Source organism: Pradoshia sp. Z3_51, assembly GCF_058215915.1.
In genome coordinates this window covers 1-14,803 of the sequence record NZ_JBZAJC010000016.1, presented here as the reverse complement: position 1 = coordinate 14,803, position 14,803 = coordinate 1, and the positions used below count along the sequence as shown (strand labels likewise).

The 14,803-nt window shown below is 39.6% G+C and carries 23 protein-coding genes; 20 read left to right on the top strand and 3 right to left on the bottom strand.

The genetic code is table 11. The annotated features are described in order from the left end of the window. Nucleotides 1–49: 49 nt before the first annotated feature. From AC4BHA_RS17905 to AC4BHA_RS17820, 18 genes are all read left to right on the top strand, one after another. Nucleotides 50–703, top strand: a complete 654-nt coding sequence (locus tag AC4BHA_RS17905) for an adenylate kinase (protein ID WP_066102927.1) — start codon at nucleotides 50–52, stop codon at nucleotides 701–703. Further along, complete coding sequence (gene map / locus AC4BHA_RS17900; protein WP_475597807.1) at nucleotides 700–1,446, top strand: type I methionyl aminopeptidase; 747 nt, start codon at nucleotides 700–702, stop codon at nucleotides 1,444–1,446. Before AC4BHA_RS17905 ends, map begins: the two co-directional genes overlap by 4 nt. 16 nt (nucleotides 1,447–1,462) lie before the next feature. Continuing rightward, complete coding sequence (locus AC4BHA_RS17895; protein ID WP_140462330.1) at nucleotides 1,463–1,768, top strand: KOW domain-containing RNA-binding protein; 306 nt, start codon at nucleotides 1,463–1,465, stop codon at nucleotides 1,766–1,768. After that, nucleotides 1,768–1,986, top strand: coding sequence for a translation initiation factor IF-1 (gene infA / locus AC4BHA_RS17890; RefSeq protein ID WP_040372572.1), 219 nt, complete (start codon nucleotides 1,768–1,770; stop codon nucleotides 1,984–1,986). Before AC4BHA_RS17895 ends, infA begins: the two co-directional genes overlap by 1 nt. 38 nt (nucleotides 1,987–2,024) lie before the next feature. Continuing rightward, nucleotides 2,025–2,138, top strand: coding sequence for a 50S ribosomal protein L36 (rpmJ, locus tag AC4BHA_RS17885; RefSeq protein ID WP_017473641.1), 114 nt, complete (start codon nucleotides 2,025–2,027; stop codon nucleotides 2,136–2,138). Nucleotides 2,139–2,160: 22 nt separating this feature from the next. Continuing rightward, nucleotides 2,161–2,526, top strand: a complete 366-nt coding sequence (gene rpsM, locus AC4BHA_RS17880) for a 30S ribosomal protein S13 (protein WP_066102920.1) — start codon at nucleotides 2,161–2,163, stop codon at nucleotides 2,524–2,526. Nucleotides 2,527–2,548: 22 nt separating this feature from the next. Next, a complete protein-coding gene (rpsK, locus tag AC4BHA_RS17875) occupies nucleotides 2,549–2,938 on the top strand; it encodes a 30S ribosomal protein S11 (protein WP_049672521.1) in 390 nt (129 codons plus the stop codon). A gap of 182 nt (nucleotides 2,939–3,120) precedes the next feature. Next, nucleotides 3,121–4,065: a DNA-directed RNA polymerase subunit alpha gene (locus tag AC4BHA_RS17870; RefSeq protein ID WP_066102914.1), complete on the top strand. Its 945-nt coding sequence runs from the start codon at nucleotides 3,121–3,123 to the stop codon at nucleotides 4,063–4,065. 48 nt (nucleotides 4,066–4,113) lie between these two features. Continuing rightward, nucleotides 4,114–4,476 carry a 50S ribosomal protein L17 gene (gene rplQ, locus AC4BHA_RS17865; protein WP_066102910.1) on the top strand — a complete coding sequence of 121 codons (363 nt, stop codon included), beginning with the start codon at nucleotides 4,114–4,116 and terminating at the stop codon, nucleotides 4,474–4,476. Nucleotides 4,477–4,847: 371 nt separating this feature from the next. Then, nucleotides 4,848–5,684, top strand: coding sequence for an energy-coupling factor ABC transporter ATP-binding protein (locus tag AC4BHA_RS17860; protein WP_066102907.1), 837 nt, complete (start codon nucleotides 4,848–4,850; stop codon nucleotides 5,682–5,684). Continuing rightward, nucleotides 5,660–6,526, top strand: a complete 867-nt coding sequence (locus AC4BHA_RS17855; RefSeq protein ID WP_066102904.1) for an energy-coupling factor ABC transporter ATP-binding protein — start codon at nucleotides 5,660–5,662, stop codon at nucleotides 6,524–6,526. The genes AC4BHA_RS17860 and AC4BHA_RS17855 overlap by 25 nt, the downstream gene beginning before the upstream one ends. Beyond that, nucleotides 6,523–7,320: an energy-coupling factor transporter transmembrane component T family protein gene (locus AC4BHA_RS17850; RefSeq protein WP_490553517.1), complete on the top strand. Its 798-nt coding sequence runs from the start codon at nucleotides 6,523–6,525 to the stop codon at nucleotides 7,318–7,320. Before AC4BHA_RS17855 ends, AC4BHA_RS17850 begins: the two co-directional genes overlap by 4 nt. Nucleotides 7,321–7,337: 17 nt before the next feature. Beyond that, entirely contained in the window at nucleotides 7,338–8,078 is a 741-nt protein-coding gene (gene truA / locus AC4BHA_RS17845; RefSeq protein ID WP_066102898.1) for a tRNA pseudouridine(38-40) synthase TruA, read from the top strand. Nucleotides 8,079–8,264: 186 nt separating this feature from the next. After that, nucleotides 8,265–8,702: a 50S ribosomal protein L13 gene (rplM, locus tag AC4BHA_RS17840; RefSeq protein WP_066102895.1), complete on the top strand. Its 438-nt coding sequence runs from the start codon at nucleotides 8,265–8,267 to the stop codon at nucleotides 8,700–8,702. A 20-nt stretch (nucleotides 8,703–8,722) separates the two neighbouring features. Continuing rightward, nucleotides 8,723–9,115, top strand: a complete 393-nt coding sequence (gene rpsI, locus AC4BHA_RS17835; RefSeq protein WP_066102893.1) for a 30S ribosomal protein S9 — start codon at nucleotides 8,723–8,725, stop codon at nucleotides 9,113–9,115. A gap of 475 nt (nucleotides 9,116–9,590) precedes the next feature. Beyond that, on the top strand, nucleotides 9,591–10,031 hold the full coding sequence (locus AC4BHA_RS17830; protein ID WP_066102892.1) for a DUF2521 family protein: 441 nt from the start codon (nucleotides 9,591–9,593) through the stop codon (nucleotides 10,029–10,031). A 76-nt stretch (nucleotides 10,032–10,107) separates the two neighbouring features. Next, entirely contained in the window at nucleotides 10,108–10,824 is a 717-nt protein-coding gene (cwlD, locus tag AC4BHA_RS17825; protein WP_066102889.1) for an N-acetylmuramoyl-L-alanine amidase CwlD, read from the top strand. Between the two features lie 86 nt (nucleotides 10,825–10,910). Then, complete coding sequence (locus AC4BHA_RS17820; protein WP_066102886.1) at nucleotides 10,911–11,960, top strand: Mrp/NBP35 family ATP-binding protein; 1,050 nt, start codon at nucleotides 10,911–10,913, stop codon at nucleotides 11,958–11,960. A gap of 32 nt (nucleotides 11,961–11,992) precedes the next feature. Here AC4BHA_RS17820 and gerD read toward each other — a convergent pair whose 3' ends face one another. Continuing rightward, a complete protein-coding gene (gene gerD, locus AC4BHA_RS17815) occupies nucleotides 11,993–12,583 on the bottom strand; it encodes a spore germination lipoprotein GerD (RefSeq protein WP_490553513.1) in 591 nt (196 codons plus the stop codon). 139 nt (nucleotides 12,584–12,722) lie between these two features. Between gerD and AC4BHA_RS17810 the strand changes: the two genes are divergently transcribed. After that, nucleotides 12,723–13,364, top strand: coding sequence for a KinB-signaling pathway activation protein (locus AC4BHA_RS17810; protein WP_066102880.1), 642 nt, complete (start codon nucleotides 12,723–12,725; stop codon nucleotides 13,362–13,364). 15 nt (nucleotides 13,365–13,379) lie between these two features. Here the strand turns inward: AC4BHA_RS17810 and AC4BHA_RS17805 are convergent, their stop codons facing one another. Beyond that, nucleotides 13,380–14,192: a polysaccharide deacetylase family protein gene (locus tag AC4BHA_RS17805; RefSeq protein WP_140462325.1), complete on the bottom strand. Its 813-nt coding sequence runs from the start codon at nucleotides 14,190–14,192 to the stop codon at nucleotides 13,380–13,382. Between the two features lie 144 nt (nucleotides 14,193–14,336). Between AC4BHA_RS17805 and AC4BHA_RS17800 the strand changes: the two genes are divergently transcribed. After that, entirely contained in the window at nucleotides 14,337–14,579 is a 243-nt protein-coding gene (locus AC4BHA_RS17800) for a hypothetical protein (RefSeq protein WP_066102874.1), read from the top strand. A gap of 8 nt (nucleotides 14,580–14,587) precedes the next feature. Here the strand turns inward: AC4BHA_RS17800 and AC4BHA_RS17795 are convergent. Beyond that, a partial coding sequence (locus AC4BHA_RS17795; RefSeq protein WP_490559018.1) for a hypothetical protein occupies nucleotides 14,588–14,803 on the bottom strand: 216 nt, incomplete at its 5' end.

Sequence of the window (14,803 nt, the reverse complement as noted above, 5' to 3'; positions counted from 1 at the left end):
CGGGGACTATTATGCTCCCCAAGCCTATTATTGTTTAGGGGGAAAAAGTGTGAATCTTGTATTAATGGGACTGCCAGGAGCCGGTAAAGGTACTCAGGCAGAAAGAATAGTAGAAGAATACAACATCCCTCATATCTCTACTGGAGATATGTTTCGGGCAGCTATGAAAGAGGAAACACCACTTGGTTTAGAAGCTAAATCATATATGGATAAAGGTGAACTGGTACCGGATGCAGTTACAATCGGTATCGTACGTGAACGTTTAGCTAAAGATGATTGCCAAAAAGGCTTTTTGCTAGATGGATTTCCACGCACAGTTGCTCAGGCTGAAGCACTTGAACAGCTTTTAGCTGAAATGGATCGTCAATTAGACTATGTCATTAATATACAAGTCAATAAAGATAGCTTGTTAGAACGATTGACAGGCCGCCGCATCTGTAAAGATTGCGGAGCTACCTACCACCTAGTATTTAATCCTCCTGCCAAAGAAGGCGTGTGCGACCGCTGTGGTGGAGAGTTGTACCAAAGAGCTGATGATAACATCGATACGGTGCAAACCCGTCTCGAAGTAAACATTCAACAGTCGCAGCCACTGATTACCTTCTATGAAGGAAAAGGATATTTACGAAATCTTGACGGACAACAACCGATTGATAAAGTCTTCGCGGATATAGAAGAGCTTCTCGGGAGCTTGTCTCGATGATCATTTGTAAAACCCAACGCGAGATTGAAATCATGCGTGAAGCTGGGCGTATTGTTGCTCTGACACATCAGGAACTGCAAAAATACATTAAACCCGGTGTTTCAACAAAGGAACTGGATGCTATTGCGGAAAAGTTTATACGCAAACATAATGCAATTCCGTCCTTTAAAGGGTATAATGGTTTTCGTGGCAGTGTTTGTACATCCGTTAACAACGAACTTGTACATGGCATTCCTGGGGATAAGACATTAAAAAACGGCGACATTATCAGCATTGATATTGGTGCACAACTTAATGGCTATCACGGCGATTCAGCATGGACCTATCCAGTTGGAGACATTGATGATGAAACCAGGAGACTGCTTCAAGTAACAGAAACATCCCTCTATAAGGGGATTTCGGAAATAAAGCCAGGCCAACGTCTCTCTAATATCTCACATGCTATTCAAACATATGTCGAGGAAAACGGCTTTTCTATAGTAAGAGAGTATGTCGGACACGGTATCGGTCAAGACTTACATGAAGCACCGCAATTGCCTCACTTTGGTCCGCCGAATAAAGGCCCAAGATTGAAGCAGGGAATGGTGCTGTGTGTTGAGCCAATGGTGAATGCAGGAAGCCGCTATGTTCAAACATTAGCCGACAACTGGACAGTTGTTACAGTTGATGGGAAGAACTGTGCTCATTTTGAGCATACCATTGCGATTACCGAAGAAGGCTATGAAATCTTAACATTAGTTTAAATGTAGGTGATCTTGATTGGTCCAAAAGGATAGATCTCCCCGGTTGGGACAATTTGTTCGGGTCACTCAAGGCAGGGATACCGATCAATATGCCATAATTGTAAAAATTATAGATGAAAAGTTTGTTTGTATTGCTGACGGAGACAAGCGTAAGTTTGATTCTGCCAAGCGTAAAAACATACTTCATCTTCATTTGTACGAAGACTGGTCTCAGGAAGTGGAGAGCAGTTTAGGGGAAACAGGTCGCGTAACGAACGGAAAGCTCCGTTTCGCTTTGACTTATTTTATGAAAAGCCAAGAGAAGAAGGGAGAAGAACTGTAATGGCAAAAGATGATGTTATTGAAGTTGAGGGTACAGTTACTGAGACTTTACCAAACGCTATGTTTAAAGTTGAATTAGAGAATGGCCATACTGTCCTTGCCCATGTATCAGGCAAAATCAGAATGCATTTCATTCGTATTCTGCCAGGTGATAAAGTGACGGTAGAGCTATCTCCTTATGACTTGACCCGCGGAAGAATTACGTATCGTTTTAAATAATCTCGGTTGCACTCCGCATTTTATAAGGAGGGAAAACAATGAAAGTCAGACCATCAGTAAAACCAATCTGCGAAAAATGTAAAGTTATCCGTAGAAACGGTAAAGTAATGGTTATTTGTGAAAACCCAAAACATAAGCAAAAACAAGGGTAATATTTGAAGGAGGTGCACATAAATGGCACGTATTGCAGGTGTAGATATTCCTCGTGAAAAACGAGTTGTTATTTCTTTAACTTATATTTTCGGTATTGGTAGACCAACTGCTGAAAAAGTACTTGCAGAAGCTGGAGTTTCTCAAGATACTCGCGTACGCGATCTTACTGAAGATGAATTGAACAAAATCCGTGATATTATCGATGGATACAAAGTAGAAGGTGACCTTCGACGTGAAGTTTCCTTAAACATCAAACGTTTAATGGAAATCGGTTGCTACCGTGGATTACGCCACAGAAGAGGACTTCCTGTTCGTGGACAAAACACTAAAAACAACGCACGTACTCGTAAAGGCCCACGTAAAACTGTTGCTAACAAGAAAAAATAATAAGTAAGGAGGTTTTGTCGATATGGCACGCAAAACGAACACACGCAAACGCCGCGTGAAAAAGAATGTAGAGTCAGGTATTGCTCACATTCGTTCTACTTTCAACAACACAATTGTTACAATTACTGATGCACACGGAAATGCTATTTCTTGGTCAAGTGCTGGTGCACTTGGTTTCAGAGGTTCCCGTAAATCTACACCATTTGCAGCGCAAATGGCAGCAGAAACTGCAGCTAAAACTTCTATGGAACATGGTATGAAAACTTTAGAAGTTACTGTTAAAGGCCCAGGATCTGGTCGTGAAGCAGCTATTCGTGCATTACAAGCAGCTGGTCTTGAAGTTACTGCAATTAAAGACGTAACTCCAGTACCTCATAATGGTTGCCGCCCGCCTAAACGCCGTCGTGTATAATATTGTTTGAATAGAATTTATTTCCCTGTCTATAATGGGGTAATATAGTGATTTTTCTTTTCTCAAGGAAATCACAAATATGTTGCGCACATTGGGAGTATATATTGGGGAATTTCGGTTAGATGCAAACCACTACCTTCTTCTAGCCGGGGTTTCGACGTTACGAAGGAGGGTATTGTTGAATGATCGAGATAGAAAAACCAAAAATTGAAACGGTTCAAATCAGCGAAGACGGAAAATATGGTAAGTTCATCGTTGAACCACTTGAGCGTGGATATGGAACAACTTTGGGTAACTCCTTACGTCGTATCCTACTATCCTCATTGCCTGGTGCTGCCGTTACATCTATTCAAATAGATGGTGTGCTCCATGAGTTCTCTACTATTGAGGGTGTAGAAGAAGATGTAACTGCTATTATCCTAAATATTAAGAAACTCGCATTAAAGATTTATTCTGATGAAGAAAAGACTCTTGAAATTGATGTTCAGGGGGAAGGGGCAGTAACGGCTGCAGATATTACACATGATAGCGATGTGGAAATCCTAAACCCGGATTTACTGATAGCTCACCTTTCTAAAAAAGCTCACTTGCGTATGCGCTTGGTAGCTAGAAGAGGAAGAGGCTACACGCCAGCTGATCAAAACAAACGTGATGATCAACCAATCGGTGTAATCCCTATTGATTCCATTTACACACCAGTATCTCGGATGACATATCAAGTTGAAAACACTCGTGTAGGTCAACTGACAAACTATGATAAACTTACAATCGATGTATGGACTGATGGAAGCACTGGTCCAAAAGAAGCTATAGCTTTAGGTGCGAAGATTGTAACAGAACATCTGAATATCTTTGTTGGTTTAACAGACGAAGCTCAAAATGCTGAAATTATGGTTGAAAAAGAAGAAGACCAAAAAGAAAAAGTTTTGGAAATGACAATTGAAGAGCTTGATCTTTCTGTTCGTTCTTACAACTGTTTAAAGCGTGCTGGTATTAATACAGTACAAGAGCTTGCTAATAAGACTGAAGAAGATATGATGAAAGTTCGTAATCTTGGCCGTAAATCACTTGAAGAAGTGAAAGCTAAGCTAGAAGAACTAGGTCTTTCCCTACGTAAAGACGATTAATGAATGAATAGATAGAATCAGTTATTTCAACAAAGGAGGGAAACTTTCATGGCATACAGAAAGTTAGGACGTACAAGCGCACAGCGTAAAGCAATGCTTCGCGATTTGGCTACTGATTTAATTATCAACGAGCGTATCGAAACGACTGAAACTCGTGCGAAAGAATTACGTTCCGTAGTCGAAAAAATGATTACTTTAGGTAAACGCGGAGATTTACATGCACGCCGTCAAGCTGCTGCATACATCCGTCACGAAGTAGCAAACGCTGAAACTGGGCAAGATGCAGTTCAAAAATTATTTGCTGATATCGCGCCTCGTTACGAAGAGCGTCAAGGTGGATACACTAGAATCATGAAAATTGGTCCACGTCGTGGAGACGCAGCACCAATGGTAATTATCGAGTTAGTTTAATGATGTAAGGGTAGGGGTGGACAGAGTATCTGACACCCATATCCTATATTAAATACCTTAATCCAATGATTCTGGTATAAGCTAACTAAAGCATCATGCGTTTACGCATGTGCTTTACTCTTATTTTACTGAATAATCCAAAAAACGATAGAGCGTTACGATAGGCATGAATTGGGTGACGATCCAATTGATGTTTGTCTAGCTCTCGCACCCCTTGTACAGACAAAACGTACGTTGTCTGACATTAAGATAAGTGAATGCTGCTCTTAATTCAGGAAATCCATTGGGATAATCCGGAAGGGGTGCAGCGTTTTTTTATATCCAAAAATAGTTGAGCTAAGCAGAGAATAGAGCAGCACAGGGAGGAAGCTATGAGTAAACCGTTGGCTGAAGTTAGTAATATATCCTTTCAATATGAAGCGAAGACGAATAAAGCTCTGGATAATGTATCGTTTAAAGTCCAGGAAGGTGAATGGCTCGCTATTGTTGGGCATAATGGTTCCGGCAAATCAACATTGGCCAAGCTATTAATAGGGCTCTATTTTGCTAATGAAGGAACGATCATGGTCAATGATATGGTCATGAGCGAAGGCACTGTTTGGGATATCCGACAGCATATTGGAATGGTCTTTCAAAATCCTGATAATCAGTTTGTAGGTACAACTGTGCAGGATGATGTGGCTTTTGGTTTAGAAAACGCCGGCATTGAGAGAGAGGATATGATAAACCGTGTCCAGGATGCATTAAGGAAAGTTCGCATGGATGAGTTTCTCGATCAAGAGCCGCACCATTTATCAGGTGGACAAAAGCAACGTGTTGCAATAGCAGGTGTACTGGCCTTGCGCCCATCTATTATTATTCTGGATGAAGCCACCTCCATGCTTGATCCTTTGGGTAGATCAGAAGTACTTGGCATTATTAGAGAATTGAAGGAAGACAAACAATTGACAGTAATATCGATCACTCATGACTTGGAGGAAGCTGCCCGAGCTGACCGGATGATTGTATTGAATCAGGGGAAAATATTTGCGGAAGGCAGTCCGGCTGAGATATTTAAGTTAGAGGAAGAACTTGTGAAATTAGGACTTGATATCCCGTTTTCTATAAAACTTTCTAAATCATTAAGAGAAAATGGTATCCAGGTTTCTGATCAAATCACCGAAGAAGGGCTGGTGAATGAACTATGCAAATATCACTTGAAGAAGTAGAGCATACCTATCAACTGGGGACGCCATTTGAGCATCGCGCTTTATATGATATTAATGTTCGTTTTCCAACTAATTCTTTTATAGGTGTAATTGGTCATACTGGCTCAGGCAAATCTACTCTCTTACAGCATTTAAATGCCTTGTTAAAGCCAACAAAAGGGAAAGTCACCATTGGAGAAAGAGTTATCTCCGCAGATAAGAAAGAAAAGAATTTGAAAGCCATCCGTCAAAAAGTAGGAATTGTCTTTCAGTTCCCTGAACACCAGCTTTTTGAGGAAACCGTATTAAAAGATATCTGCTTTGGACCCATGAATTTTGGTGTGAGTGAGGAAGATGCCAAAAAACGTGCGTATGCAGCGATCAAATTAGTGGGTCTGGACGATTCGATTATGGAGTCTTCTCCATTCGATTTATCCGGCGGTCAAATGCGAAGAGTAGCTATAGCAGGAGTACTGGCCATGGAACCGGAAGTTATTGTTCTGGATGAACCTACAGCCGGGTTGGATCCAAGAGGGCGAAAAGAAATTATGGATATGTTTCATGCCCTTCATAAGGAAAAGGCTCTTACAACCATATTGGTTACACATAGCATGGAAGATGCAGCAAGATACGCAGACGAACTGATTATCATGCATAGAGGAACGATTGTCAAAAAAGCCTCTCCAAATGAAGTATTCTCTGATCCAGAGGCGTTAATGGATTTAGGACTGGCAGTGCCTGATACCATTCGATTCCAGATGGAATTTGAACAAAAGAGCGGTTTAGTCCTCTCCAAGAAGCATCTGTCATTGGATGATTTGATTAGCGAGATATCAAATCTCCTGGGAGGTGGACAACAATGATGGATAAATTTATAATGGGGCGCTATGTTCCAACTGATTCAGTTGTCCACAGAATGGACCCAAGGGTAAAATTATTATTAGTCTTTTTCTATGTATGCATCGTATTCCTGGCTAATAACTGGATATCGTACGCCATTTTAATTACTTTTACCTTAGTATTGCTAGGATTAACAAAAATTAAACCGCTATTCCTATTACAGGGATTAAAGCCGGTAATCTTTTTAATCATTCTAACATTGCTTATACAACTGTTTTTCACAAAAAGAGGAGAGGTTGTCTTCTCGCTCGCCGGTATTGATATTTATGATGAAGGAATTAAGATGGGGATCTTTATATCCTTGCGTTTTACATTATTAATCTTAGTTACTTCTATCCTGACGCTTACGACAACGCCGATTGAGATAACGGATGGAATGGAATATCTATTGAACCCTTTAAGGAAAATTAAATTCCCGGTTCATGAGCTTGCATTAATGATTTCTATCTCATTACGCTTTATTCCAACGTTGATTGAAGAGACGGATAAAATTATGAAGGCACAAACCTCAAGAGGCGTCGATTTTTCATCGGGCCCGCTGAAGGAAAGATTGAGTGCAGTCGTCCCGCTCCTTGTTCCATTATTTGTAGGTTCTTTTAAACGTGCTGAGGAGCTGGCTACAGCGATGGAAGCAAGGGGATACAGGGGCGGAGAAGGCAGGACCAAATATCGTGCTCTTAAGTGGGAATTTCCTGACATGATCTTAATCATCTCTCTCATCCTCTTATCAATCGCTCTTATCCTCACTAGAAACTAAATAGGGAGAGTACTGGAATGATACGTTACAAATGTACAATAGCTTATGATGGGACAAATTTTGCCGGCTACCAAATTCAGCCTGACAAGCGTACGGTTCAATTGGAATTGGAAAAGGTCCTAATGACCATGCATAAGGGAAGAGAGGTCAAGGTGGCTGCTTCAGGGCGTACAGATGCCGGTGTTCATGCCAAAGGGCAAGTCATTCATTTTGACTCTCCACTTGAGCTGCCTGCGGAAAGATGGAAAAAAGCACTGGGAACTATGCTGCCTGCAGATATAGCCATCGTAGATATCGAGAAGGCAGATCCTGAATTTCATGCCAGGTTTAATGCGGTTGGTAAAGAATACCGTTATAGTATTTCGTTGGCTGAAGTAAAAGATCCCTTTATACGAAATTATGCCTATCACTATCCTTATAAACTCGATTTAGCTATGATGGAGAGAGCGACAGAGTATTTAACCGGGACCCACGATTTTACCAGTTTTTGCTCCGCTAAAACAGAAGTGGTGGATAAAGTAAGAACGGTCAAGTCAATTAATTTTCTTAAAGATGATCAACAATTGGTCATACGTTTTGTTGGAGATGGCTTTCTGTATAATATGGTACGGATTATGGTAGGTACTTTATTGGACGTTGGAATTGGTAAACGTCGTCCGGAGGATATGAAGGATATCATAGCTGCCCAAGATCGCACGAAAGCGGGGAGAACCGCACCAGGACACGGGCTATATTTATGGAAAGTAGATTATAAATAAAATCTAAATTCCATGACAACTAATCCAGGTGTAACATTTTCTTGACAATGGCCGAAAAACGGTATATCATATCCTTTGGTATGTTAAAACCACGAGAATAGCCCCGGAAACTATTTCGTGTTTAGATAGAGCCACAAATTTTATCAAAAAAATGAAACAATGAACTATTTTTAGGAGGGTAAATCAATGCGTACGACGTATATGGCGAAAGCTAGTGATGTAGAACGTAAATGGTACGTTGTAGATGCCGAAGGTCAAACTTTAGGTCGTCTAGCATCACAAGTAGCCTCAATTCTTAGAGGTAAACACAAACCAACTTATACTCCACATGTTGACACTGGTGACCATGTGATTATTATCAATGCATCTAAAATCGAACTGACTGGTAAGAAATTAACTGATAAAATTTACTACCGTCACTCCATGCACCCAGGTGGTTTGAAAACAAGAACTGCTCTTGAAATGAGAACTAACTACCCAGAGAAAATGTTGGAGCAAGCTATCAAAGGTATGCTTCCAAAAGGATCTCTTGGTCGTCAAATGGGTAAAAAATTAAACGTATATGCTGGAGCTGAGCATCCACATCAAGCACAAAAACCTGAAGTTCTTGAGCTTCGCGGTTAATATTAAAGGAGGATATAACATTGGCACAAGTACAATATTACGGTACTGGTCGACGTAAGAGCTCCGTTGCTCGTGTGCGTTTGATTCCAGGTGAAGGCCGCATCATTATCAATGATCGTCAAATCGATGACTACATTCCATTCGCAGCACTTCGTGAAGTAGTAAGACAACCTCTAGTTGTTACTGAAACAACAAACAGCTATGACATTTTAGTAAACGTTAAAGGTGGAGGCTACACAGGTCAAGCAGGCGCTATCCGTCACGGTATCGCTCGTGCATTACTTGAAGTAGATCCAGAATACCGTCCAGGACTAAAACGTGCAGGATTGTTAACTCGTGACCCACGTATGAAAGAGCGTAAAAAATACGGTCTTAAAGGCGCGCGTCGTGCACCTCAGTTCTCAAAACGTTAATATTACAATTGCGTTCAAAAGACTCTCAGACATTTGTCTGGGGGTCTTTTTTTGTTATGTTTGGACATATTGACCAACAGACGGCTTAGTTGTGTAAGCGAAGTTTGGTTTGGCTGGAGTGATCCAGATTAGCTCGGTTACGTATGATTAATATTCGGGATGGATTGGCTGGATTATGAGCTAATTCGGCTGGATTAATAATCCGTTTGGCCGGATCAAATAGAAAGTGGCTGGATTCATTAGATATTTGGCAGAATTAAATAAGAAGACGAGTATATTCTAAACAAAGTGGCTCGAAAAGAGACCCTGATATCACATATCGATCCGATTAACACCTCCTTATATACGATATTTTATAACTTCTCCTTACATTTCCCATTTATCCCATGGCATGAGTCTATGCCATCCATCAAACAATAGAGTATATCTTAACTAAGTTCTATTGATGATTATATTTTGATTTAGAGGTGGTTTAATGAATACAGTTGTAAATCTTGCTGCTTTTCGTAAAGAAAAGCGGTTGAAATATGAGCGTGAGATACTGAAGGATTTTTCGCTTGAACTTTTAGGGAGGCAATATCGCCATCTTGCTAAAGGGTTAAAATGCTTTCCGGGATACTCGATTGAGCCTGCTGAAGAGCATTGCTATGATATTGCAGTGGAGGGATTCCTTCTAGGTGGATATTATAGTAAGTTTAATCGGTATGGAGAGTCGCCAGAGCGGATAAAAGAGAGAGCAAAAAAAGAAATTGATATGCTCTCACAGCAATTGTTTTACTACCTTTATCAATCGGAGGAAAATGGCTCTCCCTTTATACAAGAAACATTGCGCGGTTTGACGGATGAATATGTAACGGCATGGTGGATGGAAGGATACGCAAAAGGAATTAATCGCTATAAAATGAGGATGAAATAGATCTAGCTTGTTCTATCTAAACTCCTTGTCCCATAAGATATAGTAATAGTGGATTATGGGGTAAAGGGGATAAGATATGAATGTTCATAAGAAGGTTCTCACGACCTGTTTTGTGGTTGGGGTAGTTCTTCTGTTTTTAATGATGTCATACAGGATGAACCAGCGTGTATCATTTCAGCAGTGGAATCTGCCCTTGGCTGGAAAAGTTATTGTCATTGACCCGGGACATGGAGGGATAGATGGCGGGGCGACCTTTAATGGTGTAATCGAGAAAAATGTAACATTGCCAATTTCGTTAAGACTAAGGGATTACCTGCAGGAACAAGGTGCCCTTGTTTTAATGACAAGAGAAAAAGATGTAGATCTTGCTGGTTCTGACTCCAGGAGTATACGGGAAAGGAAGCGGACGGATTTAATTACACGAACTAAATTTATAAACAATTCTGAGGCGGATTTGTATATTAGCGTGCATGCCAATGCCTTTCCACAGGTAAATTCGAAAGGAGCCCAAACATTTTATTCGCCTAAGTTTTCTGAAAATAAGCAAGCAGCTAAATTGGTCCAAGCGGAGTTTATTCGTAATTTAAAAAATACGAAAAGGCATGCCAAACCAATGGAAAGTGTATATTTAGTCAAGCATGCGAATAAACCGGGAGTTCTGGTAGAAGTAGGCTTTCTTTCAAATGATGAAGAAAGACGCAATTTACAAAACAAAGTGTACCAGGATGATATCGCACTCTCAATCTATACGGGAGTGATTAGATATTTTTTAAAGGAACATGAAGAAGATTGAAAATACAGAATCAATTTAGCAAATGATACCTATTGAATATGTTATACTAATAGCGGTTACAAATACATACAAGGTAGGTGTCGTTCGTGCTTACAGAAGCAAAGGTACGGGAATTACTTGAAGAATTAAAAGATCCATTTTTAAATAAAACCCTTAAAGAAACAAACGGTATTATAGAGATAAAGATTAAAGAGGAAAAGCGGCATGTGAGCGTGAAAATTGCCATTGCTAAAACAGGTACGGCTGAACAGCTGCAAATCCAACAAATGGTTGTAAATACATTAAAGGAGGCTGGGGCGGATACAGTTGGCATTCGTTTTGCTGACTTGCCAGAGGATGCCTTGGCTAAATTCCGTGAGTCTTTGCCGAAAGAAGAAAAAGGATTACTCGATAGTGACACTACCTTTATTGCAATTGCGAGTGGAAAAGGGGGAGTCGGCAAATCTACAGTCTCTGTAAATCTGGCAGTGGCTTTGGCGCGCCTTGGTAAAAAGGTTGGCCTGGTGGATGCTGATATTTATGGTTTTAGTGTTCCGGATATGATGGGGATTGATAAGCGTCCAACTGTTAAAGAGGAACGTATATACCCAGTTGATCGTTTCGGTGTAAAAGTGATCTCTATGGGGATGTTCGTTGAGGATAATGCACCAATTATATGGAGAGGTCCGATGCTTGGAAAGATGCTGAATAACTTTTTCCAGGAAGTAGAGTGGGGAGATTTGGATTATTTGTTGCTTGACCTTCCTCCTGGAACTGGAGATGTAGCCTTGGATGTTCATTCCATGCTGCCAACCTGTAAAGAAATCATCGTTACCACTCCGCACCCTACAGCTGCGTTTGTTGCTGCTAGAGCGGGTGCTATGGCAATTCGCACAGAGCATGAGGTAATTGGTGTTGTTGAAAACATGTCTTACTTTGAGAGTAAAACAACCGGCGAAAGAGAATACGTCTTCGGTAAAGGTGGCGGAGAAAAGCTAGCGGAAGAGCTTAATACAGAATTATTAGGCAAACTTCCTCTTGGACAGCCTGATTGGAATGATGAGGAGTTTGCGCCATCAATCTACGCAGAAGATCACCCGACCGGAAGGATGTTTACAGATATAGCTGAGAAAGTAACTGAAATGGTTAATAAATGAGTAAACGCCTCCGTTGAATGGAGGCGTTTTATTTATGTTTGAATTTCTTTCTTATTGTTTGAACTATTCTCTTTAGATTTTTCATCAGCCGCTTTTAGTAGGATATCTTCTATCTTTGCCTTATAGAGCGGGCTATCAATGACCTCTGTTAAGACGGATTGAAGCTCTTTGCGATAGTCCTTACCTTGCATAATTTCTGTGAATTCTTTTCTCATATCCGAATCCTTTAGGACATTTGTTAATAATGCCATATATTCCGGATCAGTCATTAAATCTTTAAGAATCTGTTTATGAGAGGATTCCAGTCCATTTGCAAGAGATTTTACAAACTTCGGATCCTTGAATGCATTCTCCCAGAACTTTTTTTCTTTGTCAGAAGTTAATACTGTCTCAATGGTATTTGAAATATCCTCCTGATTCATAATTAATTCGGTTTTAACTGATTCATCTTGAAGGATATCCTCTATTGCTTTCTTTCCTTCATCTGATTTTAAGACATCTACAATGATTTTTTTAGTTTCACTATAGTTTTCTTCGCTTGATTCTGTATTCGTTTCACTGCAGCTGGTTAAAGTGAACAGGCATAAGATAAGACCAAGAGCACACTTGAATATAGTAGTCATCTATTGAATCCTCCTCTAATAAATCTACATTGATAATATGAATCGAGAATAAAAAAATATACGTGTTTAAATGAATTAATAGATTTTCATGACAACGGTTGGTACAATTTAGTAGAACATACATAGAGGGTGGGGAAAAATGAGCAGTCGATATTGGGTGAAGCTATTTATGAATACCTTGCTGATAGGTGGTGTTACAGCGGGGGTCGTTGGTTTATTTGCAAAATGGAATGAGTTTTCACTTAAGACACCAGTTGAATTACTAGTTGGCTTTTTGTGGATGGCTGGAGTTGGGTTAATATTCAGTGTTATTAGCCAGATGTGTTTTTTTGCGTATTTAACCGTTCATAGACTGGGAATGGAAATGTTTAGATCTGTTTTTGTCTGGCATGCCATTCAATTGGTGCTTACTGTATTTGTATTAGTTGACCTAGCTTATTTACGGTTTGTGTTTTTTGGAAATAAAACAGAAGGTGCCTTTTCATATATATGGTACCCTATCTTAATTTTAGTAGTAGCGTTAATAGTAGGTGTGCTGAAAGTTAAACAAACAAATAAAAGTGCCTTTATACCTACCTTGTTTTTTATGGTTGTAGTAACAGTAATAGAATGGTTCCCGGTGCTTAGGGTAAATGATGAAAGTTATATGTATTTCATGTTAATCCCTTTGCTTATCTGTAACACTTATCAGCTGTTGATTTTGCCAAAATACCATGAGAAATCAAAAGAAGCTGCGAAGGAACGTATGAAACGCACGCAGCAAAAAGCCGCACACTCGTAAAGGAGTGCGGCTTTTTTAGTTTAATTGAAGAGTCTCCCTAATCATTAAATGACTACTGTTTACCATATAGGGTATCCTGCTAATTTCGTGGCTGGTTGATTTAGAGTTGGATATCATTTCAGAGACAGAGAGTAGTTTCAGATTTTTATTAGTCAATTCCTCTTTAATGAGGGGGATCGCTTTAGCGGTTTGTATGGCGGCATCAGAAGCGTGAAGTAAGATGATATCCCCTTTTTTGGCCTGAGCGACATTCTGGGCAATAATCTTTGTCCCTGGGTTTTTCCAATCCATAGAATTGACACTCCAATGAACCATTGTAAGGTTCGACTTCTCGGCAATTTTTAATACTCGTCTATCTACATCCCCAGTAGGAGTCCGTAATAGGAGCGGCTTTTCGATTCCAGCTTTTCGGAAGGCTTCAAGCCCTTTAGATATATCATTTTGGATGCCAGGCTCTTCAAGCTCCGTGTAATCGATATAGGAATATCCTAGAAGGCCAATCTCGTAGCCCTGTTCTTTAATCATCTTAACAATATGGGGATGCCGTTCAACCCAAGAGCCTGCTAAGAAAAACGTGGCAGCATGAATTTTTTCCTGTTTTAAAGCTTTTAGAATATCCTCAGCCTTTTCATCGCCCCAGCCTATATTAAAGGTCAAAGCTACTCCTTTTTCTCCTTTGTATATAATCTTGGGTTTCCCATTGATTGAGAAAGAGGGTGAGACTGCGAGGAATTCCACATAAAAAAATAGGGCTGTGAAGAATGTAATAATTAGTAATAATATTAGCTGCTTTCCTCTGCGTGCATTTGTTACATAAAAAAAGGGCATGTTATTCACCTCATCTAATTAATCAGCTTTTAATGTAATGTATTTGCTGGGTGGGACAAATATTACAGTTAAAAAAATAGCTTGTATAAAATTTAAAGGAATGATGTAACATATCCCTGTTGATCATTAGGTAGGAGGGATATCGTGCTGGGGGTTTTACTGACGGAAAAAGAAGGTATGGAATTAGAGTTTTTAATTAAGAGAGAAATGGATGAAATTCGTACGGATGAAAGAATAAAAATCCATCATCCAATTGTTCAAAGAGCAATTGAAGAAAGATATAAGCTTTTGTTAAAACTCCTAATTAGAATTGCTCCGAAAAGCGAGTATTTAAGGTATTTGAATACACCTATAAAAACAGAAAATAATTTTGATAAAAAGTGTTGACTTGGAATTTAAATGCTGATATATTTATATACGTTGTCACGAACGAAGTCGAAACGAAAGAAATCGACTAAAAAAACTTTTAAAAAAGTTGTTGACAACAAAAAGCGAATTTGATAATATATAAAAGTCGCTGAAACAAGCAACACAGATTGTTCTTTGAAAACTAAACAAAACGAAACGCCAAGCAAGTCTAAAAAACAAGAGATTTTTAAAATCTCGTCAAT